We start from the raw sequence: 18,467 nt of genomic DNA, 5'->3' as shown, positions 1-18,467 counted from the left end.
AGTGGCGGACACCCTGGGGCTGGGTGAGGCTGACGCCACAGTCATCAGGGAGGTCCTGTCGTGCCCAGAAGTGTCTCGCGCGGAGTGGTGGCGCTGCTCCTGTCCTGCGCCCTGCTCCTCACCACCGCCGCCTGTGAGGACGACGCCGACGCGCAGAGCGGGAGCGGCGCCGCGACCCCGTCGGCCTCGGCCACCTTCGAGCAGCAGAGGCTGGCCAAGACGCGGTTCGTGGCCAACGCCGGGCTGGCCGCCGGTGCCACGTACCAGTGGATCGTGAAGCCGTACCGCGCGGGCAAGTTCACCAAGGGTGCGGATGGCCGGACCTTCGCCCTGGTGAAGGCGGGCCTCGCGGGCGCGTTCACGTACAACCGGCTCAAGGCGGCGACGAACAACGCCAAGGGCGACCCGCTGCTCTCGAAGGCGGTCGCGCCGCTCACGGCCGGGATCGAGTCGCTCAAGGACCTCGGGACGAAGCTCCGCAAGGGCGAGGTGGGGGACGCGGACGTCGGCGCCTTCGAGTCCGTCATCAACAGCGTCAAGGACGCGGGCAAGAGCGCCGGCGCCGAGGTCGTCGACAAGGTACCGAGCGCCTCCCAGCTCAGCGGCGGCTGACCGGTCAGGCGTTGAGCTCCGCGAGTACGCGGAGCGTGGCGGGGTCCGGTGCCGTGACCAGCAGGTCCGTGACCGGGCCCCGTCGCCACGCCTCCAGGCGTTCGGCGATCCGCCGGCGGGGACCGACGAGCGAGATCTCGTCGGCGAAGGCGTCCGGCACGGCGAGCACGGCCTCCTCGCGCCGCCCCGCCGCGAACAGCTCCTGGATGTGCGCGGCCTCCTTCGCGTACCCCATCCGCCCCATGAGGTCGGCGTGGAAGTTCCGGGCGGCGTGCCCCATGCCGCCGATGTAGAAGCCGAGCATCGCCTTGACGGGCAGCAGTCCGGCCGCCACGTCGTCGCAGAGGTGCGCCCGGACCATGGGGGCCACCAGGAAGCCCTCCGGGAGGCGGTCGGGGAGCGTGTACACCTCGGCCCAGCGGTCCGGGGACCAGTAGAGGGGCAGCCAGCCGTCGGCGATGGTGAGGGTCTGCGCGATGTTCCTGGGGCCCTCGGCGCCCAGCAGGACCGGGAGGTCCGGCCGGAGCGGGTGGGTGATCGGCTTGAGGGCCTTGCCGAGGCCGGTGCCGTCCGCCCCGGTGTACGGGTGGGAGTGGTGCCGTCCGTCGAGCCGGACGGGGGCCTCGCGGCGCAGGACCTGCCGGATCACGTCCACGTACTCGCGGGTCGCCGTCAGCGGGGAGCGCGGGAAGGGGCGGCCGTACCAGCCCTCGACGACCTGCGGCCCGGACAGGCCGAGCCCCAGCATCACGCGCCCGCCGGAGAGGTGGTCGAGCGTGAGCGCGTGCATCGCGGTCGCGGTCGGGGTGCGGGCGGCCATCTGCGCGACGGCGGTCCCGAGCCGGATGCGCGAGGTGTGCGCGGCGATCCAGGTCAGCGCGGTGAACGCGTCGGAGCCCCAGGCCTCCGCCGTCCACACGGAGTCGTACCCGAGCCGCTCGGCCTCGCGGGCGAGGTCGAGGTGGGCGGGGGAGGGGCCGCGGCCCCAGTAGCCGAGAGCGAGTCCGAGGCGCATGACACGAGAACCTTTCTGACGGTCCGTCAGCTCAGTTCTCCGGGACTGTACGCCAACGGCCCCCCGCCCGGAAGGGATTCCGGACGAGGGGCCGCCGAGGCGTGTCTACGCGTCAGCCGCGCTGGATGCCCGTGGTGTCCTGGAGGACGCCGCGGCGGCCGTCCTGGGTCTGGGCCACCAGGGCCGGGCCGCGCTGCTCGACCGCGAGGTACCAGGTACCCGGCGCCAGTTCGGCGATCGGCGCCTGCGAGCCGTCCTCCGCGTACAGCGGACGGGCGACCGGCACCGCGAACCAGAACGGCGCGAAGTCCGCGGCCGGCTGCGCCGCCTGCGGGGCCGGGGCCTGGGCGGCCTGCGGCTCCGGCTGCTGCGGGGCGTGCGGCTGGGGAGCGTGCGGCTGCGGGGCGCCGGCCTGCGCGCCGAACGGCTGGCCCGCACCCTGCGACGGGTCCTGCGGGGTGCCGTACTGCTGCTGCGCACCCGGGTAGCCGTAGCCACCGGCGACGCCCTGCTGGCCCGGCTGGCCGGGCTGCATGCCGTACGGCTGCGGGGTCTGCGGGCGCGGCGCGCCCACGAGCGGCGCCTTGAGGGCGGGCACCAGCGGACCGGCGACGGCGGCACCGGCCACGACGAGCGCGGCGATCAGGCCGAGGATCAGACCGGCGCCGGCGTTGTTCGCCTCGAAGATCCACATGAGCAGGGTCCACGCGGCGGCGATGGTGAAGCCGGCACCGACCTGGCCCAGCTCGAGACCGGCCACCTTGCGCTGCTGCGGCAGCCCGTGGGAGACGACGATCAGTGCGGCGCCGGCGATGCCGAGGAAGAAGGTGCCCCAGCCGAGGTAGGACACCTCCCACGCGTTGGGGGTCTCGTACTGGGCGCAGAACGAGTCGGGGCCGTCGCAGCCGGCGACGCCCAGGAATGAGGCGATGAACAGCACCACCGCTGCACCGATCAGCACGCCATCGCCTCGGGTGAGGGAGCGGATATTCACGTAAGAGTCCTTCGTCGGGTCGTCGTCGCGTCGTCGTCGCGTCGGGGTGGCGCTCAAGGTCGTGGCACGGGGGCGGCCCCATGTTACGGACCGAATCTATCGCTCGCCGGTTCTACCCGTTGAGGTAGGTGCCGATGCCGTCCGCGATGCCCTGGGCCGCCTTCTGTCGCCAGGCCGCCGACGTCAGCAGCGCGGCGTCCTTCGGATCACGCATATTGCCGCATTCGACGAAGACCTTGGGCACGGTTGAGAGATTCAGCCCGCCGAGATCGTCACGGACGTCCAACCCCGTACCCGAGCCCAGGTAGTTGGAGGGGGCCGTGCCCGTCGCGCGCGCGAAGCGGTCCGCGATGTCCTCCCCGAGTTCACGGGAGGGCCCGACGATCGGCGCGGTGTCCGCGGCGCCCGAGCTCACCCGGGCGGGGAGGATCACATGGAAGCCGCGGTGGCCGACGGCCGAGCCGTCCGCGTGGACGGAGACGACGGCGTCGGCGCCGGCCTCGTTGCCGATCCGGGCGCGCTCGTCGATGCAGGGGCCCCAGGGGCGGTCCGCGTCCTGGGTGAGGACCACCTTCGCGCCGCGCGCGACGAGCAGGTCCCGCAGCCGGTGGGAGACGTCCAGGGTGAAGGCGGCCTCCGTGTAGACGGCCTGCGTGGCGGTGCCGTTCGTGGAGGTGCCGGTGGTGTCGCACTCCTTGCGGCCCGTGCCGATGTTCACCTTCGCGTTGATCTCCCGGGAGTGCCGGAAGTTCCCGGGGTTGTGGCCGGGGTCGACGACGACGGTCCGGCCGGCGAGGGAGCGGGTGCCCTGGGAGGCGGTGGGGGAGGGGGCGCTGGATGTACGGGGCTGGCCGGGTGTGGCGGCCACGGCGGGCGGCGGTGTCTGCGTCGCGCCCTTCCCGGACGTCGGCGAGGCCTGGGACGCCTGGGAGGCTCCGCAGCCGGCGAGCGCGGCGCCGCAGCCCGCGAGGGCCAGCGCGAGGGCGAGGGTACGGGGAGTGGTCTTCCGGTGGTCGTACGGCACCCCGCGACTTTAGGCCCTGCGCGGGGCGAATGCGGGGAGCCCCAGGTCGCAGGTTGGTCACCGCTTCGTGGAACCGTGGACGCGTGTGCGCGGACGGTGAAGGGTAGGTGTACGAGGCGACGGTGGGGTGTCACCGCGCATGGACCCACGAGGGGGAACCGTGGTGGGGGAAGAACCGAACGACGCACGTCCCGAGCCGTCCGACCGCATTCCGGGAGACGGATCGTTAGACAGACCGCCGCAGGGGATGCCCGGTGGGGCGAGTGGTGCCGGTAGCGGCAGTGGTACGGGTGGGGGCTTCGGGGCTCCGGCGCCCTGGGAGGCCCCGCCGCCGAGCGGACCGGCTCCGAGCGCCTCGGCCGAGGGAGCTCCGGCGGCTCCCGGCTTCGGCCCGCCGACCGGCTCCGGGGCCGGGCAGGGGCAGGGACAGGGCCAGGGGTCCGGGCAGGGTCAAGGGCAGGGGCAGGGCCAGGGGTCCGGGCAGGAGTCGGGGCCGGGATACGGCCAGGGGTACGGGCCGGGACAGGGCCAGGGGTACGGGCCGGGACAGGGCCAGGGGTACGGGCCGGGACAGGGCCAGGGGTCCGGGCCGGGATACGGGCAAGGGCCCGGGCACGGATACGGACCCGCGCCCGTGCCGCCCGGCACCGGCGCCGCCACCGGCCCCGCGACCGTGCCCGGCTGGGCGGGCGCGGGCACACTGCCGCCGCCGCCCGCCGCACCGCCCGGGTACGGTCCGCCGCCCGGCTCCGGGCCGCGCGGCGAGGCGAACCCGGCCCAGGCCGCCCTGATCGGCCTGCTCAACCTCTCCTGCCTGGGCCTCGGTTACGTCTTCCTGCGCAACTGGATCGGCGCCGCGCTCTGCTGGGCCGCCACCGTGGCCCTGCTCGTCCTGGTGCTCCCCGCCGACGTCGACGGCGTGCCCCCGGGTGTCCTCATCGGCTACGGCGCCTTCCTGCTCGTCGTCGCCGCCGACGGCGCCCGGCGGGGCCTGCGCGCGACGCTCCGCCTCGGCGCCTCCTTCCGGCGCCTCGCGCTCCCGCTCGCCGTCGTCCTGCTCGCCGTCCCCGCGGGCGGTTCGCTCGCCTACGGGGCGGCCCGCGACGAGGCGCGCGAGCAGGCGCTCCTCGACCGGCTCGCCGCCGCGGACGCCCAGGTGAAGTCGGCCGACGGCCTGGCCTTCGACAAGGCCCAGCCGATCTTCGCCAAGGCGCTTGACGTGTACGAGGACCTCGGCACGAAGCAGGCGGGCTCGCGAGCCGGGAAGCTGGTCCCCGAGCGGCTCGACGCGTACTACGAGACGGTGTCCTACCCGTACAAGAACACGATGTACTGCGAGGCGATCGCCCCGCTCAAGCACCTGCGGGGGCTCGCCGACTCGTTCGACAAGGAGCTCCTGGGCGCCCGCCCCGCGAAGACCGACGAGCCGCTGGCCCACTCCCTCTACGAGTGCGGGACGTCGGCGCTCGGTGTGTCGACCGCCACACCGACCGCCGAGACGAGCCTCAACGAGCTCCTCGGCACCTTCCCGAAGTCCTCGCACGCCACCCGCGTCGAGCCGGCCGTCCGGGCGGCGCTCAAGACCCGTACGACCGCGCTCGACAGCGGCACCGAGCCCTGCGAGGTCACCGCCGAGCTCCACACGCTCCGGACGTCCCTCCGGGCCATGACGGACCCCTCTCTCGACGGCGCCACCCGCGAGGCGAAGGAGGCGGCCCAGCGGGGTGACTTCGCCTGCGGGAGCGACCAGTTCAAGGACAAGGAGTTCGAGGAGGCGGCCAAGACCATGACCGAGTACGCCAAGGCGTACCCGGACAGCCCGCAGGCCGCGCACGCCCGCTCCATCGCCATCGCGGCCGAGATCGCCGACGAGGAGCCGGCCGCCGGCAAGAAGCTGCCCCCGTCGGAGGTGCCCGGCGGCACCCGGATGATCATGGTGGTGAGCAACGACGGCCCCGGTGAGGTCGAGCTGCTCTACACCGGCCCGATGACCGGCAAGGTCACGCTCAAGGCCTGCGCCACCTGCACCAAGTACCCGGGGCCGATCTTCTCCCAGGGCAAGAAGGTCAAGGCCTGCACCGGGCCGTCCTCGAAGTACCCGAAGGCGACCCTGCTGCTGCCCGCCGGCGACTACCACTTCCTCCAGAAGCGGGCGACCACCGGCACCTCCACGGCGGGGGACACCAAGACCAGCAAGGCGAAGATCGAACCGGGCTACAGCTACACCAACTGCCTGTACGTGACGTCAGGGTTCTGACGTCACGCCCGCTTCGGGTCCCGCGTCAGCCCCGGCGGCGCAGGACCCGCAGCGAGTCGGTGACCGAGATCTCCTCGAAGTCGCCGGACTCCAGGGCGCGCAGGTAGATCCGGTACGGCGCCTGGCCGCCGTCCTCCGGGTTCGGGAAGACGTCATGGATGACGAGCAGGCCCCCGGGGGCGACCTTGGGGGCCCAGCCCTCGTAGTCGTTCGTGGCGTGCTCGTCGGTGTGCCCGCCGTCGATGAACACCAGCCCGAGCTGCCCGCCCCACGCCTTCGCGACCAGCGGCGACCGGCCGACGACCGCGACGACGTGCTCCTCAAGACCGGCCTTGTGCAGCGTCCGGCGGAAGGTGGGGAGCGTGTCCATCAGCCCGACCTCCGGATCGACGACGCTCGGGTCGTGGTACTCCCAGCCCGGCTGCTGCTCCTCGCTGCCCCGGTGGTGGTCCACGGTCACCGCGACCGTCCCCGCCTGCCGGGCCACGTCGGCGAGGAGGATCGTGGACCGCCCGCAGTACGTCCCGACCTCCAGCAGCGGCAGCCCGAGCTTCGCGGCCTCCGTGGCCGCCTTGTACAGCGCGAGGCCCTCCCCGGCGGGCATGAAGCCCTTCGCGGCGTCGAAGGCGGCCAGGATCTCGGGCGCGGGCACGGACATGGTGTCTCCTACTGGCGAGTAGTACGCGGGTACGGGCGCCCATCGTGCCCTACGCGTGCCCTACCCGTCGCACTCGAACCACACCGTCTTCCCGTCGGCCGCCTCCTCCGCTCCCCACCGGTCCGTCACCGCCTCCACCAGCACCAGCCCCCGCCCGCTCTCCTCCAGCGGCCCCGCGAGCTTCGCGATCACCGTCCCGGGCACGCCGTCCGCGACCTCCACCCGCAGCCCGTACGGCTCCCACAGCATCAGCACGGAACACCGCCGACCGGGCACGTGCCGGACGACGTTCGCGACGAGCTCGGTGAGCGCGAGCGCGCCGGAATCGGAGAGCCGGTCGAGTTCCCACCGCGTGAGGAAGATGCGCAGGATGCGGCGCATGTGACCGGCCGAGTGCTCACCCACGGTGAAACCCATCCGGTAGCTGGTGGCAATTACCGGGGGATAGAGGTCAGTTGCGTGATTCATGCCACCAGGGTGGAGTGCTGTCGTTACGCTCGGCTACGGACTGAACGCAACGCCTCACCGCGTGAGCTTGGGGGTGACCTCGCCGTGGTCAACATCCGGAACCTGGATCCCAGCGCCTCGCCGCTGGACTACTACGGATCCGAACTCCGCCGCCTGAGGGAGGAGGCCGGCCTCAATCAGCAGCAGTTGGGTGACATCGTCTTCTGCACGGCGTCGCTGATCGGCCAGATAGAGACGGCGAAGAAGGTCCCCACGCGACGCTTCTCGGAGCAGCTGGATGCGGCGCTGCTGACGGGCGGGGTGTTCTCGCGGCTGATCGGGCTGGTGCTGAAGAGCCAGCTGCCGACGTGGTTCCAGCCGTACGCGGAGATGGAAGCGAAGGCGACGTACATCTCGACGTACCAGTCGCAACTGGTCTACGGCCTGCTCCAGACGGAGCCGTACGCCCGGGCGGTGCTGTGCGTCGACAACCCGGGGCGGCTGGACGAGTTGGTGGCGGCCCGGATGGAACGCCAGCGCATCTTGGAGCGCGAGCATCCGCCGGTGCTGTGCGTCGTGCTCGACGAGGCGGTGCTGTACCGGGAGATCGGCGGCGCCGAGGTCATGCGAAACCAACTCGCCCACTTGTTGGGGTTCCTGGACCATCCGTGGATCCAGGTGCAGGTGCTTCCCTTCGAGGTGGGGCAGCACTCGGCGATGATGGGTTCGTTCAATCTTCTGCGCTTCGACGACGACCCGGACCTCTTCTACGCGCCGGTCTGCGGTGGGGGGCATATGACCGCTCATCCGCAAGTGATCAGGGAGCGGTCTGTCGGCTACGCTCGGCTGCAAGCCTCGGCCCTCTCCCGGGAGGCCTCGGCGACGCTGATCGAACGTGTGATGAGGGAGCGGTATGGGCACCAGCCAGGACCTGCGGTGGCGTAAATCCTCGTACAGCGGCTCCGATGGCGGCGACTGCGTCGAGTGCGCCCCGCTCGGCACCGCCGCCTGGCGCAAGTCCTCGTTCAGTGGCCCCAACGGCGGCGAATGCATCGAAGTCGCCGACCTCGACGCCCACATCGCCATCCGTGACTCCAAGCGCCCCGAAGGCCCCGCCTTTCTCGCCCGGCCCGCCGCCTTCACGGCCTTCGTGCGGGCCGCCGCCGAGGGACGTATCGGGCGCTGACCGTGGCGACCCTCATAGGAACCATGGTCCTCGTCATCGGCCTGCCGGCCTGGGCGGGGATCACCTACGTCGGCCTCGTCCGGGCCCGGCGGGGCGACGCCCTGCCGGAGCCCGACCCGCCCCGCCCCCGCCGCACCCCCGCCAAGAAGGCCGCCTGGATCGCCGGGCTCGCGTACGTCGCGGGCGGCGCGCTGCATCTGTACGGCATGTCGTACCTGCCGTTCCTCTTTCCCGAGGACGCGTGCTGGTTCAACGCGGGACACAACGCCGTCCCCGACTCCAGCAGCGCACTCCCCGTCAGCCTGGTGTGCGCCGGCGAGGAGATCGTCCCGTGGTGGGTCAATCCCGGTCTCCTCGCCCTCGGCGTGACCGCCGTCGCCGCGACCGTCACGAGCGTCGTCCTCGCCGGGCGGCGTCGCTTCGGCGACCGTTGACGGGTCAGGCGGCCCCCGTCAGGACCGCCCGGAGCTTCCGTACGCCCGCCTTCCACTCCTCGCCGTCCGACTCCTCCCACAGCTCCAGGAGCTCCGACTCCGGGGTGAGGACCCTGTCCAGCGCCGCGACGGCGAGCGGACGCAGCTCCGCCGGGAGTTCGGGCAGGGGCTCCTTCGGGCCGTACGCGGTCGTCACCGGGTCTCCGCCCGGGCACTGCGCGGCGACCAGCGCCGCCGACGCGATGGCCTGCACCGCCTCGTACGAGTCCAGGTAGTCGTCGTCGCCGGTCGCGGTCACCTCGTGGAAGGCCGCGCGCAGCACCTCCGCCCGCTTCTCCGGTGGGGCCTCGTCCACCCGCGCCGAGAAGTCGGCGGCGGTGTCGTTGTCGAACGGTCCGATGTCCCACGTACCCATGGTGTGCTCGCTCCCTCTGTTCGTGTTCTGCGGGCATCGTGGCAGGGGCCACTGACAACGCCCCGGCGTCCGGGCGGACATGCGAGGATGCGCCGTCCGTTACCGATCATGAAAGGACGTGCCCATGCGCGCGTCGTTCAGAGCGCTGCTTGCCGCGCTCTTCTCGATAGGTCTGCTCCTCGGCGCCGGGGCCGGCCCCGTCCAAGCCGACGTGGTCACCCCCGAGACCGCGAAGCCGCTGCGCTTCATCTCGTACAACGTGTGCGGGGCGAAGTGCCCCATCGCGGCGGAGGGGGCGACGGCGACGGAGCTGGCCGCGGCCAGGTCCGCGTGGGTGTCCGGGCTGGTGGCGGAGATCGACGCCTGGGACTCCGACCTGGTCATGCTCCAGGAGCTCTGCTACGGGCAGTGGAAGATGATCCGTGACGCGCTGACGCCGCAGCGGCGCGTGGGGAACGCCAGCTACGAGACCGTGTGGGGCGCGTCGCTCTCGGCCGCCTCCGACTGTGACCAGTGGGATCCGGTCGACCGTCGTTTCGGTCTGGCGATCTTCTCGAAGGGGGAGGGCTCGATCGTCGCCGGTACGCGGACCGTCACCTTCCTCCCCGAGGTGGTCACGACGCCGACGGAGGACCGCATCCTCCTGTGCACCCAGGCCGGTCTGGACGGCCGGGTGGTCAGGGCCTGCAACACCCACATCGACCCGCACGACGCGACCACGGCCCTCCAGATCCCGAAGGTGACCGAACTCGTCGAGGGCGCCAGGAAGGACGGCGAGCCCGTGGTCCTCGCGGGGGACTTCAACCAGCGTCCCGAGCACGCCGACATGAACACCGTCTACAACCACGGGACGGGTTCGACCGGCCGGTTCCAGGAGGTCGACGAGAACGACCAGGCGGAGTTCGCCGGGGACGACTGCGCCCCCGAGACGACGGTTCGCTGTCGCAGCGGTGAGGAGACCGCCAGCCCGGCCTGCTCGGACCACACCTCCGAGACCAGCAAGATCGACTACGTCTTCCTGAGCTACGAGTGGTTCAAGACCGTGCAGGGAGACGCGCTGCCCTGCGCGTCGGGGCTGTCCGACCACCACCTCCTCCGCGGCGCGGCGGCCTGGGAGCAGTAGTCCCGGACCGCGTCGCCCTGGACTGGATTCCTGTACCCAAAAGCCTTTCTGACCTTCCGTCAGAATGGAACGTGTTCTAGTCTGCGGCGCATGGGCATCGCCATCACGCACGAACAGCGGGAGCTCGCCCGATCCGTCCGCGGCCGGCTCACCCGCGCCGTCCCTCCCGAAGAGGTCCGCAAGCACCTGGACGTCCCCGACTCCGCCGCCGGCCGGCCCGCGTACTGGGACGCCGCCGTCGAGCAGGGGCTCCTCGGGCTCCATCTCCCCGAGGAGTACGGCGGCGGGGGCGGCGACCTCGTCGACCTCGCCGTCGTCGTCGAGGAGGCGGCGCGGGCGCTGCTGCCCGGGCCGTACCTCCCCTCCGTCCTCGCCGCCGAGGTCCTCCACCGGGCCGGGCAGGGGGAGCTGGCCGCGTCGATCGCGGGCGGGGAGCGGATCGCGGCGGTCGCGCTCGGCGGTACGGGGAGCCTCGCCGCCGTACGGACCGCGAGCGGCTGGCTCCTCGACGGCGCCGCGCCACCCGTCCTCGGTGGGGCCCAGGCCGACCTGGTGATCCTCAGGGCCGCCACCGCCGACGGCTCCGTCTGGCTCGCCGTCGACGCCGAGGGGCTCGCCGTCCGGGCCCACGAGAGCGCCGACCCGACCCGGCCCACCGGCGAGATCACCGCCCGCGCCACCCACGTCCCCGCCGCCCGCGAACTCGCCCTCGACACCGGCCTCGTACGGGACGTCGCCGCCGTCCTCCTCGCCGCCGACGCCTGCGGGACCGCCGACCGCGCCGTCGAGACCGCCGCCGAACACGCCCGTACCCGCGAACAGTTCGGGCGGCCCATCGGACAGTTCCAGGGCGTCAAACACCTCTGCGCCGACATGCTCGTCCGGCTCGAACAGGCCCGCGCCCTCACCTGGGACGCCGCCCGCGCCGGCCACGACGAGGCCCGCTCCCTCACCGCCGCCCTCGCCGCCGCCACCGCCCTCGACGCCGCGTACACCTGCGCCAAGGACTGCATCCAGATCCTCGGCGGCATCGGCTTCACCTGGGAGCACGACGCCCACCTGCTGCTCCGCCGCGCCGTCGTCGCCCGCCAGCTCCTCGGCACCGGCGACCACCACCGCCTCGCCGCCCTGCGGCACGCCGCCGACGGCGTCCGGCGCGGCCTCCGCCTCGACCTGCCGCCCGAGGCGGACACGTACCGGACGCAGGCCCGCGAAGCCGTCGCCCCCGCCGTCGGCCTCGACCCGGCCGCCGCCCGGCGCGCCCTCGCCCCCACCGGCTACGCCGCCCCGCACCTCCCGGAGCCGTACGGACTCGGCGCGGGTCCTCTCCAGCAGCTGGCCGTGCAGAGGGAGTTGGACGACGCCGGGATCTCCCTTCCCGGGCTCGGCATCGGCGCCTGGGTCGTCCCCTCGCTCCTCGCCCACGGCTCCGCCGCGCAGCAGGAGGCGCACCTCGGGCCGACCCTGCGCGGCGAGCGGCTCTGGTGCCAGCTCTTCTCCGAGCCCGGCGCCGGCTCCGACCTCGCCTCCCTCCGCACCCGCGCCGAGCGGATGGAGGACGGCCGGTGGCGGATCAACGGCCAGAAGGTGTGGACGAGCGCCGCCCAGTGGGCCCACCACGGCATCCTGCTCGCCCGCACCGACCCCACCGTCCCCAAGCACAAGGGGCTGACCTACTTCCTCGTCGACATGCGGCACACCCCCGGCATCGACATCCGGCCGCTCAAGGAGATCACCGGCGACTCCCTCTTCAACGAGGTCTGGTTCGACGACGCGATCCTGCCCGCCGACGCCGTCGTCGGCGAGGTGAACGACGGCTGGCGGGTCGCCCGCAACACCCTCGGCAACGAACGCGTCCACATGGCCGACCAGGTCGCCTTCGACACCGGCCTCGAAGCCCTCATCGAGCGGGCCGGGCGGGAGGACGGTCCCGTGCGCGTACGGGTCGGGGCCCTCCTCGCCGAGGCGCACGCCCTCGCGTGCATCGGCCTGCGCACCACCCTCCTCCAGGTGTCCGGCCTCGAACCGGGCGCGGGCGCCAGCGTCCGCAAGCTCGTCCAGACCCTCCACCAGCAGAAACTCGCCGAACTCACCCTCGAACTCCTGGGCCCCGAAGGCGCCTTGCGCGAGGGTCCCGGCGAGCGGGCGCTGCACGGAATGCTCATGTCGCGCTGCCTCACCATCGCGGGCGGCACCACCCAGGTACAGCTCAATGTCGTCGCCGAGCGCCTGCTCGGCCTACCGAGGGACTGAGGGGGAACAGCTCATGGGGAAGGCGTACGTCGTCGGCGTCGGGATGACGAGGTTCGAGAAGCCGGAGACCCGGGACTGGCAGTACTGGGACATGGCGAAGGAGGCGGGCACCGCCGCCCTCGCCGACGCCGGCGTCCCGTACGAGAGCGTGGAACAGGCGGCCGTCGGCTACTGCTTCCAGGCCTCCACCGCCGGCCAGCGGGCCGTGTACGAACTGGGGCTCACCGGCATCCCCGTCTACAACCTCAACAACAACTGCGCGACCGGCTCCACCGCCCTCATGACCGCCCGGCAGTTCGTCGAGGGCGGCATCGCCGACTGCGTCCTCGCCCTCGGCTTCGAGAAGATGTCCCGGGGCTCGCTGGGCGGGGGCGGCTCGGCGGGAGCCGAAGACTTCAAGACGTCGCCCGTCGCCCGGCACTACGGCATCATGGCCGCCGCCCACGGCTTCGAGATGTCCCCGCCCACCGCGCAGATCTTCGGCAACGCCGCCCGGGAGCACATGGAGCGGTACGGGACGACCGAGGTGCAGCTCGCGGCCGTCGGCGCCAAGAACCACCAGCACTCGGCGAACAACCCGAACGCGCAGTTCCAGGACGTCTACACGGTCGACGAGATCCTCGCCGCCAGGACCGTCCACCGGCCGCTCACCAAGCTCCAGTGCTCGCCCACCTCCGACGGCGCGGCGGCGGCCGTCGTCGTCTCCGAGCGGTTCGTCGAGGAACACGGGCTGCGCGGAAGGGCCGTGGAGATCGCCGCCCAGGCGATGACCACCGACACCGGGGAGTCCTTCGCCTCGGGCTCCTGCATCGACGCCGTCGGCCGCCCCATGTCCCGGGCCGCCGCCCGCCAGGTGTACGAGCGCTCCGGGATCGGCATCGAGGACGTGGACGTCATCGAGCTCCACGACTGCTTCTCCATCAACGAGCTCCTCACCTACGAGGCGCTCGGCATGTGCGAGGAGGGCGCCTCCGGCAAACTCGTCGAGTCCGGCGCCACCACGTACGGCGGGCGCTGGGTCGTGAACCCCTCCGGCGGGCTCATCTCCAAGGGCCACCCGCTGGGCGCGACCGGCCTCGCGCAGGCGACGGAGCTGGTCTGGCAACTGCGCGGCGAGGCGGGGCCGCGGCAGGTCACGGGCGCGCGGGTCGGGCTCGCGCACAACATCGGCCTGGGCGGCGCGGCGGTGGTGACACTCCTGCGGAAGGCGTAGGTCCGCTCCCGGGGCCGAGACGTACGGAGGCGCCGGAGGGCGTAGGGCGAAATGCCCATGTACGGGGCTGAGGTGGTCTGCGACCATGACATGCATGCCGCAGACCGACTCCGCCACGGAAACCCCCTCCCGTACGCCCTCGATACGCACCCCCCGCCCGTGGCTGGTCGTCCTGACCGCCTGCGCCGCCCAGTTCCTCGTCGTCCTCGACGTCTCCGTCGTGAACGTCGCTCTGCCGTCCATGCGGGCCGACCTCGGGCTCTCAGAGTTCGGGCTGCAGTGGGTCCTCAGCGCGTACTCGATCGCCTTCGCCGGCTTCATGCTGCTCGGCGGCCGGGCCGCCGACCTCTACGGGCGGAAGGCGATGTTCCTGCTCGGGCTCGGGCTCTTCACCGCCGCGTCCGTCGTCGGCGGCCTCGCGCCGGAGGGCGCGTACCTCATCGGCGCCCGCGCGGTACAGGGCCTCGGCGCCGCCTTCCTGTCGCCCGCCACGCTGACCCTGGTCACCGGCGCCGTCGCGGCCGGGCCCGCCCGCACCCGGGCCATCGGCACCTGGACGGCGGTCGGCGCGGCCGGCGGCGCCGCGGGCGGCTTCGTCGGCGGCCTCCTCGTCGACCTGCTCTCCTGGCGCTGGGTCCTCCTGATCAACGTCCCCATCGGCGTCCTCGTCCTCGCCGCCGCGCTGCTCTGGCTCCGCGAGGGCCCCACCGGCACCGGCCGCCGTCTCGACCTGCCCGGCGCCGTCCTCGTCACCGGCGGCCTCGCCACCCTCGCGTACGGCATCGTCCAGACCGAGGAGGCAGGCTGGTCCGACCCGGCCACCGTCCTGACGCTGCTCGGCGGGCTCGCCCTCCTCGGCGCCTTCGTCGCCGTCGAGGCGCGCACGGCGGCCCCGCTGATGCCGCTGAAGATCTTCCGCAACCGGGCCGTGTCGGCGGCCAACGTGGCGATACTGCTGTGCGGTTCGAGCTCCTTCGGCATGTGGTTCTTCATGACGGTGTACGCGCAGAACGTCCTCGGCTACACCCCGCTCCAGGCGGGCCTCGCCCTCGTCCCCAGCTCCCTCAGCGTCATCCTGGGCTCCAAGCTGGCCCCGCGCCTCATGCCGGCCCTCGGCGCCCGGAACGTCGCCGTGGCCGGCGCGCTCATCGGGGCGGCGGGCTTCGCCTGGCAGTCGACGCTGACCGCCGACGGCACCTTCCTCGGGACGATCCTCGGCCCCGGCGTCCTCATGATGGTCGGCCTCGGCCTGGCCACCACCCCGCTGGCCACGCTCGCCACCTCCCACGCCGGACCGGGCGACGCGGGCCTGGTCTCCGGCCTCGTCAACACCTCCCGCACGATGGGCGGCGCCCTCGGGCTCTCCGTCCTCTCCACGGTCGCCGCCGCCGCGGCGGCACCGCCCACGAGCGCCTACGTCCCCCTGGAGGGCTCCTCGTCACCCGCCGCCCAGGCGGCCCAGGCGTACCTGGCCTCCCAGGCCTACCTGGTCCCCGGCTACGCCATGGCCTTCCGCGTCTCGGCCGTGATCCTCGTGGCGGCGTCGGCCCTGATGCTCCTGTGGCTCCCGAAGCCGGTCCGGCGCGTGGGGTGACCAGGTCCGGGGCGACAATGCCCGGGTGATCTCGATCAAGAGCAAGTTCAGAACGGCCGTGACCGCGCTCGCCGTTGGCGCCGCCCTGACCGTCGCGCCGTCGGCGTCGGCGGAGCCGGTCCTCGCGGTGACCACCGGCGCCGTGTTCAACGACCCGAACAGCGCCGAAGCCGCCGCCAGGGGCCGGATCCTCTTCCACCTGGCGGACCTCGTCGACGGCGCCGAGGCGGGGTCGTCCATCCGGATATCCCTCTACCTGTTCCAGTCGGTGTACCTGGCGAACAAGCTGGGCGACGCCCACCAGCGGGGCGTCACCGTCCAGGTCGTCGTCGACGACGACAGCAGGTCCACGGGGCTCGACACCCTGAAGACCCGGCTCGCGGACCCGACGGGCGGCCCCGACTCCTGGGTCCGCGGCTGCAAGGAGCAGGAGGCCTGCCTGGCCCTGGACCCGGGCACCACGGAGACGGCCCCGAAGGGCACGTACGACAACGTCAACCACAACAAGTTCTTCCTGTTCTCCCGCACCAAGGGCAAGGGCGACACCTACGCCGACGACGTGGTGGTGCAGTCCTCCGGCAACCTCACCGGGCAGGACGTCGACGACTGGTGGAACGACGCGCTGACGGTCGCCGGCAACCCGGCCCTGTTCGACGCGTACACGCAGTACTTCACCGACCAGGCGGCCGCCGCCGTCGGACAGACACCGCAGGTCGCCGACTACGCGCACGACACCCAGGCGGGCAAGGCCAAGGTCTACTTCTTCCCCCGGGCGACCATCGACCCCGTCGTCAACATCCTCGCCACGGTGGCGCCGGTCGGCACCCCGGACTCCTGCGGCGGCAACTCCACCGGCTTCGGCACGACCGACGGCCGTACGAGGATCCGCATCGCCCAGGGCCACATCACCCGCACCGACGTCGCCAGGAAGCTGTGGGAGCTCGCCAACGCCGGCTGCCAGATCGAGATCGTCTACCGCTCGCTCGACAACTGGAGCGACACGACGGGCAAGCCGATGTCGGAGGTGGCGAACTGGCTGACCAGGCCGGTGACCGGCAAGGGCCGCATCACCCTCCACCAGCTCGACAACGACCGCCGGGGCGGCTCCGACTCCCACACCAAGTACCTGCTGATCGAGGGCACGTACTACGGCGGCGCGAACAAGAAGATCGTCTTCACCGGCAGCCACACGTACACGCAGACGGCCCTCAGGTACAACGACGAGACGCTGCTCAAGTACGAGGACGCGGCCGTCTTCGGCGCGTACGTACGGAACTTCGAGGACCAGCGCGCGGCGGCCCTCTCCGAGGGCCTCTAGGGCTACAGCCACCCCTGCTGACGTGCCGCCCGCACCGCCTCCATGCGGTTGCGGGTGGACGTCTTGCCGATGGCGGAGGACAGGTAGTTCCGGACGGTGGACTCGGACAGCCGGAGCCTGACCGCGATGTCCGCGATCGTCGCCCCGTCCACCGAGGCGGCCAGGGCCTCCCGCTCCCGGGCCGTCAGCGGGTTCGGGCCCGCGCCGAGGGCCGCGGCCGCGAGGGCCGGGTCGATGACCGTCTCGCCCCGGAGGGCCTTGCGGATCGCCTCGGCGAGCTCCTCCACCGGGCCGTCCTTCACCAGGAAGCCCACCGCGCCCGCCTCCATCGCCCGGCGGAGGTAGCCGGGGCGGCCGAAGGTCGTGAGGATGAGCACCCGGCAGTCCGGGGCCTCGTCCCGCAGGTCGGCGGCGGCGTCGAGACCGCTGCGCCCCGGCAGCTCGATGTCGAGAAGCGCCACGTCGGGCCGCGACAACAGCGCCGCGTCCACGATCTCGTCACCCCGCCCCACCTGGGCGACGACCTCGATGTCGTGCTCCATCCCGAGCAGCAGCGCCAGCGCCCCGCGCATCATGCCCTGGTCCTCGGCCAGCAGGACTCTGATCATCGCGTCCGGTCCCCCTCGTGGTCGTTCTCGGCGGCGTCGTCACTCATGGGCTCCGCCGGGAGCTCCGCGGCGACCCGGAAGCCGCCCTTGGGCGCCGGTCCCGACTCCAGGGTGCCGCCTGCCGCCGCGACGCGCTCGCGCAGACCGCGGAGACCGCTGCCCGGCGGGCCCTGCGCCGGGCCCCGGCCGTCGTCGGTGACCGTGAGGCGGACGCGGTCGGCCGTGCCGTCGAGGGCTATCACGCAGCGGTTCGCGCCGCTGTGCCGTACCGCGTTCGTCGCGGACTCCCGGACGACCCAGCCGAGGAGGGCCTCCGTCTGCGGCTCCAGGAGCGGGCCCGAGCGGCGTACGACCGGTTCGATGCCGGCGGAGGAGAGCGCGTCGCGCGCCCGGTCCAGCTCCGTGGCGAGGCCGCCCTCGCGGTAGCCCGTGACGGCCTCCCTGATCTCCGTGAGCGCCTGGCGGCCCACCGACTCGATGTCCGCGAGCTGGGAGAGGGCGCCGTGTCGTCGGTACGCAGCCGGGCGCGGTCGCCGCGGATCTCGACGGAGGCGACCCCGGGCAGCGTTCCGAGCCACTCCGTCGGGCCGCCCGCCAGGTCGAAGGCGACGAGGCTGCCGCCGGCCGCCCGCTTGAGCTCCTCGCCGGTGCCCTCGGCGAGGAGCCGGCCCGAGTCGAGGACGACGATCCGGTCGGCGTACGTGTCGGCCTCCTCCAGGTAGTGGGTGGAGAACAGGACGGTGTTGCCCCGGCCCGCGTAGCCGCGCATCGCGTCCCAGAACTCCTTGCGGGCCTCGATGTCGAGGGCGTTCGTCGGCTCGTCGAGGACGATCAGCTCCGGGTTCCCGGCGAGGGCGACGGCGAAGCGGACCCGCTGGACCTGGCCGCCGGAGAGCCGCTCGACCCGGCGGTCGGCGAGACCGGTCAGACCGGAGAGGGCCAGGGCCAGGGCCTCGGCCACCGGCATCGGCGCCGGGTACGTCCGGGCGACGAAGGCGACGAGCTCACGGACCGTGACCCGGGGGACCGGCCGGCCCTCCTGGAGCATCGCGCCCACCCGCCCCGCCGCGACGGCGCGGGCCGGCGCCCCGCCGAGGAGCCGGACCCGGCCGCTGTCGGGTGCGTCGAGGCCGAGGAGCAGGCCGATGGCCGTGGACTTTCCGGCGCCGTTCCGGCCGAGCAGGGCCACCGTCTCGCCGGGCGGGACCACGAGGTCGAGGCCGTCGACGGCGCAGACCGTTCCGTACGCCTTGGAGGCCGCCTCGAAGGCGACCGCGGGTTCGTTCGTCATACGGACGACGCTACGGAGCCGGGGC

The 18,467-nt window shown here is 72.9% G+C and carries 19 protein-coding genes; 10 read left to right on the top strand and 9 right to left on the bottom strand.

The genetic code is table 11. The features are described 5' to 3' along the window. Positions 1-60: 60 nt before the first annotated feature. On the top strand, positions 61-612 hold the full coding sequence (locus tag ACWFR1_RS06275) for a hypothetical protein (protein ID WP_453547073.1): 552 nt from the start codon (positions 61-63) through the stop codon (positions 610-612). 4 nt (positions 613-616) lie between these two features. Here ACWFR1_RS06275 and ACWFR1_RS06270 read toward each other — a convergent pair whose 3' ends face one another. The 3 genes from ACWFR1_RS06270 to ACWFR1_RS06260 form a co-directional block, all read right to left on the bottom strand. Beyond that, complete coding sequence (locus ACWFR1_RS06270) at positions 617-1,627, bottom strand: LLM class F420-dependent oxidoreductase (RefSeq protein ID WP_453547071.1); 1,011 nt, start codon at positions 1,625-1,627, stop codon at positions 617-619. Between the two features lie 112 nt (positions 1,628-1,739). Continuing rightward, positions 1,740-2,621 carry a hypothetical protein gene (locus tag ACWFR1_RS06265; protein ID WP_453547069.1) on the bottom strand — a complete coding sequence of 294 codons (882 nt, stop codon included), beginning with the start codon at positions 2,619-2,621 and terminating at the stop codon, positions 1,740-1,742. Between the two features lie 112 nt (positions 2,622-2,733). Next, the gene (locus ACWFR1_RS06260) at positions 2,734-3,645 is read right to left on the bottom strand and encodes an N-acetylmuramoyl-L-alanine amidase (RefSeq protein WP_453547067.1); all 912 of its coding nucleotides are present in this window, start codon (positions 3,643-3,645) and stop codon (positions 2,734-2,736) included. Between the two features lie 634 nt (positions 3,646-4,279). On the opposite strand from ACWFR1_RS06260, the gene ACWFR1_RS06255 reads away from it, so the two are divergent. Next, the gene (locus tag ACWFR1_RS06255) at positions 4,280-5,902 is read left to right on the top strand and encodes a hypothetical protein (protein WP_453547064.1); all 1,623 of its coding nucleotides are present in this window, start codon (positions 4,280-4,282) and stop codon (positions 5,900-5,902) included. Positions 5,903-5,927: 25 nt separating this feature from the next. Here the strand turns inward: ACWFR1_RS06255 and ACWFR1_RS06250 are convergent, their stop codons facing one another. Beyond that, the gene (locus tag ACWFR1_RS06250; protein WP_453547062.1) at positions 5,928-6,560 is read right to left on the bottom strand and encodes a class I SAM-dependent methyltransferase; all 633 of its coding nucleotides are present in this window, start codon (positions 6,558-6,560) and stop codon (positions 5,928-5,930) included. 60 nt (positions 6,561-6,620) lie between these two features. Then, a complete protein-coding gene (locus ACWFR1_RS06245) occupies positions 6,621-7,028 on the bottom strand; it encodes an ATP-binding protein (protein WP_453547060.1) in 408 nt (135 codons plus the stop codon). Between the two features lie 84 nt (positions 7,029-7,112). Between ACWFR1_RS06245 and ACWFR1_RS06240 the strand changes: the two genes are divergently transcribed. Genes ACWFR1_RS06240 through ACWFR1_RS06230 form a run of 3 tightly spaced genes read left to right on the top strand, consistent with a single transcriptional unit; the run spans position 7,113 to position 8,627 of the window. Next, a complete protein-coding gene (locus ACWFR1_RS06240) occupies positions 7,113-7,952 on the top strand; it encodes a helix-turn-helix domain-containing protein (protein ID WP_453547058.1) in 840 nt (279 codons plus the stop codon). Beyond that, a complete protein-coding gene (locus ACWFR1_RS06235) occupies positions 7,921-8,193 on the top strand; it encodes a DUF397 domain-containing protein (protein WP_453547056.1) in 273 nt (90 codons plus the stop codon). The genes ACWFR1_RS06240 and ACWFR1_RS06235 overlap by 32 nt, the downstream gene beginning before the upstream one ends. 2 nt (positions 8,194-8,195) lie before the next feature. Beyond that, entirely contained in the window at positions 8,196-8,627 is a 432-nt protein-coding gene (locus ACWFR1_RS06230; RefSeq protein ID WP_453547053.1) for a hypothetical protein, read from the top strand. Between the two features lie 4 nt (positions 8,628-8,631). Here the strand turns inward: ACWFR1_RS06230 and ACWFR1_RS06225 are convergent, their stop codons facing one another. Continuing rightward, a complete protein-coding gene (locus tag ACWFR1_RS06225) occupies positions 8,632-9,042 on the bottom strand; it encodes a DUF4259 domain-containing protein (protein WP_453547051.1) in 411 nt (136 codons plus the stop codon). Between the two features lie 124 nt (positions 9,043-9,166). Here ACWFR1_RS06225 and ACWFR1_RS06220 point away from each other — a divergent pair, with 124 nt between their 5' ends. The 5 genes from ACWFR1_RS06220 to ACWFR1_RS06200 all read left to right on the top strand — a co-directional run bounded on the left by ACWFR1_RS06220 (position 9,167) and on the right by ACWFR1_RS06200 (position 16,543). After that, positions 9,167-10,165 carry an endonuclease/exonuclease/phosphatase family protein gene (locus ACWFR1_RS06220; protein WP_453547049.1) on the top strand — a complete coding sequence of 333 codons (999 nt, stop codon included), beginning with the start codon at positions 9,167-9,169 and terminating at the stop codon, positions 10,163-10,165. Between the two features lie 90 nt (positions 10,166-10,255). Further along, positions 10,256-12,418 carry an acyl-CoA dehydrogenase gene (locus tag ACWFR1_RS06215; protein ID WP_453547047.1) on the top strand — a complete coding sequence of 721 codons (2,163 nt, stop codon included), beginning with the start codon at positions 10,256-10,258 and terminating at the stop codon, positions 12,416-12,418. Positions 12,419-12,431: 13 nt separating this feature from the next. Then, positions 12,432-13,631: a lipid-transfer protein gene (locus tag ACWFR1_RS06210; protein ID WP_453547045.1), complete on the top strand. Its 1,200-nt coding sequence runs from the start codon at positions 12,432-12,434 to the stop codon at positions 13,629-13,631. 85 nt (positions 13,632-13,716) lie between these two features. Further along, positions 13,717-15,225: an MFS transporter gene (locus ACWFR1_RS06205; protein WP_453547043.1), complete on the top strand. Its 1,509-nt coding sequence runs from the start codon at positions 13,717-13,719 to the stop codon at positions 15,223-15,225. A gap of 25 nt (positions 15,226-15,250) precedes the next feature. Further along, a complete protein-coding gene (locus ACWFR1_RS06200) occupies positions 15,251-16,543 on the top strand; it encodes a phospholipase D-like domain-containing protein (RefSeq protein ID WP_453547041.1) in 1,293 nt (430 codons plus the stop codon). Positions 16,544-16,545: 2 nt separating this feature from the next. Here the strand turns inward: ACWFR1_RS06200 and ACWFR1_RS06195 are convergent, their stop codons facing one another. The 3 genes from ACWFR1_RS06195 to ACWFR1_RS06185 are packed head-to-tail and all read right to left on the bottom strand — an operon-like array spanning position 16,546 to position 18,442. Continuing rightward, positions 16,546-17,151 (bottom strand): response regulator, encoded by a 606-nt coding sequence (locus tag ACWFR1_RS06195; protein WP_453547039.1) that lies wholly within the window; start codon positions 17,149-17,151, stop codon positions 16,546-16,548. After that, positions 17,148-17,480 carry an ATP-binding protein gene (locus ACWFR1_RS06190; protein WP_453547261.1) on the bottom strand — a complete coding sequence of 111 codons (333 nt, stop codon included), beginning with the start codon at positions 17,478-17,480 and terminating at the stop codon, positions 17,148-17,150. The genes ACWFR1_RS06195 and ACWFR1_RS06190 overlap by 4 nt, the downstream gene beginning before the upstream one ends. Further along, positions 17,390-18,442, bottom strand: coding sequence for an ABC transporter ATP-binding protein (locus ACWFR1_RS06185; RefSeq protein ID WP_453547037.1), 1,053 nt, complete (start codon positions 18,440-18,442; stop codon positions 17,390-17,392). Before ACWFR1_RS06185 ends, ACWFR1_RS06190 begins: the two co-directional genes overlap by 91 nt. Positions 18,443-18,467: the final 25 nt, after the last annotated feature.

The organism is Streptomyces sp. NPDC055103 (genome assembly GCF_053607625.1).
The sequence above is the reverse complement of the archived record's forward strand: the minus strand, read 5'-3'. Positions and strand labels throughout refer to the sequence as shown.

Bases quoted from the DNA above. Each gene is read 5' to 3' on its own strand.
- ACWFR1_RS06235 (WP_453547056.1), top strand. From the start codon at position 7,921: ATGGGCACCAGCCAGGACCTGCGGTGGCGTAAATCCTCGTACAGCGGC.
- ACWFR1_RS06205 (WP_453547043.1), top strand. From the start codon at position 13,717: ATGACATGCATGCCGCAGACCGACTCCGCCACGGAAACCCCCTCCCGT.
- ACWFR1_RS06210 (WP_453547045.1), top strand. From the start codon at position 12,432: ATGGGGAAGGCGTACGTCGTCGGCGTCGGGATGACGAGGTTCGAGAAG.
- ACWFR1_RS06250 (WP_453547062.1), bottom strand. From the start codon at position 6,560: ATGTCCGTGCCCGCGCCCGAGATCCTGGCCGCCTTCGACGCCGCGAAG.
- ACWFR1_RS06270 (WP_453547071.1), bottom strand. From the start codon at position 1,627: ATGCGCCTCGGACTCGCTCTCGGCTACTGGGGCCGCGGCCCCTCCCCC.
- ACWFR1_RS06195 (WP_453547039.1), bottom strand. From the start codon at position 17,151: ATGATCAGAGTCCTGCTGGCCGAGGACCAGGGCATGATGCGCGGGGCG.
- ACWFR1_RS06245 (WP_453547060.1), bottom strand. From the start codon at position 7,028: ATGAATCACGCAACTGACCTCTATCCCCCGGTAATTGCCACCAGCTAC.
- ACWFR1_RS06185 (WP_453547037.1), bottom strand. From the start codon at position 18,442: ATGACGAACGAACCCGCGGTCGCCTTCGAGGCGGCCTCCAAGGCGTAC.
- ACWFR1_RS06215 (WP_453547047.1), top strand. From the start codon at position 10,256: ATGGGCATCGCCATCACGCACGAACAGCGGGAGCTCGCCCGATCCGTC.
- ACWFR1_RS06225 (WP_453547051.1), bottom strand. From the start codon at position 9,042: ATGGGTACGTGGGACATCGGACCGTTCGACAACGACACCGCCGCCGAC.
- ACWFR1_RS06220 (WP_453547049.1), top strand. From the start codon at position 9,167: ATGCGCGCGTCGTTCAGAGCGCTGCTTGCCGCGCTCTTCTCGATAGGT.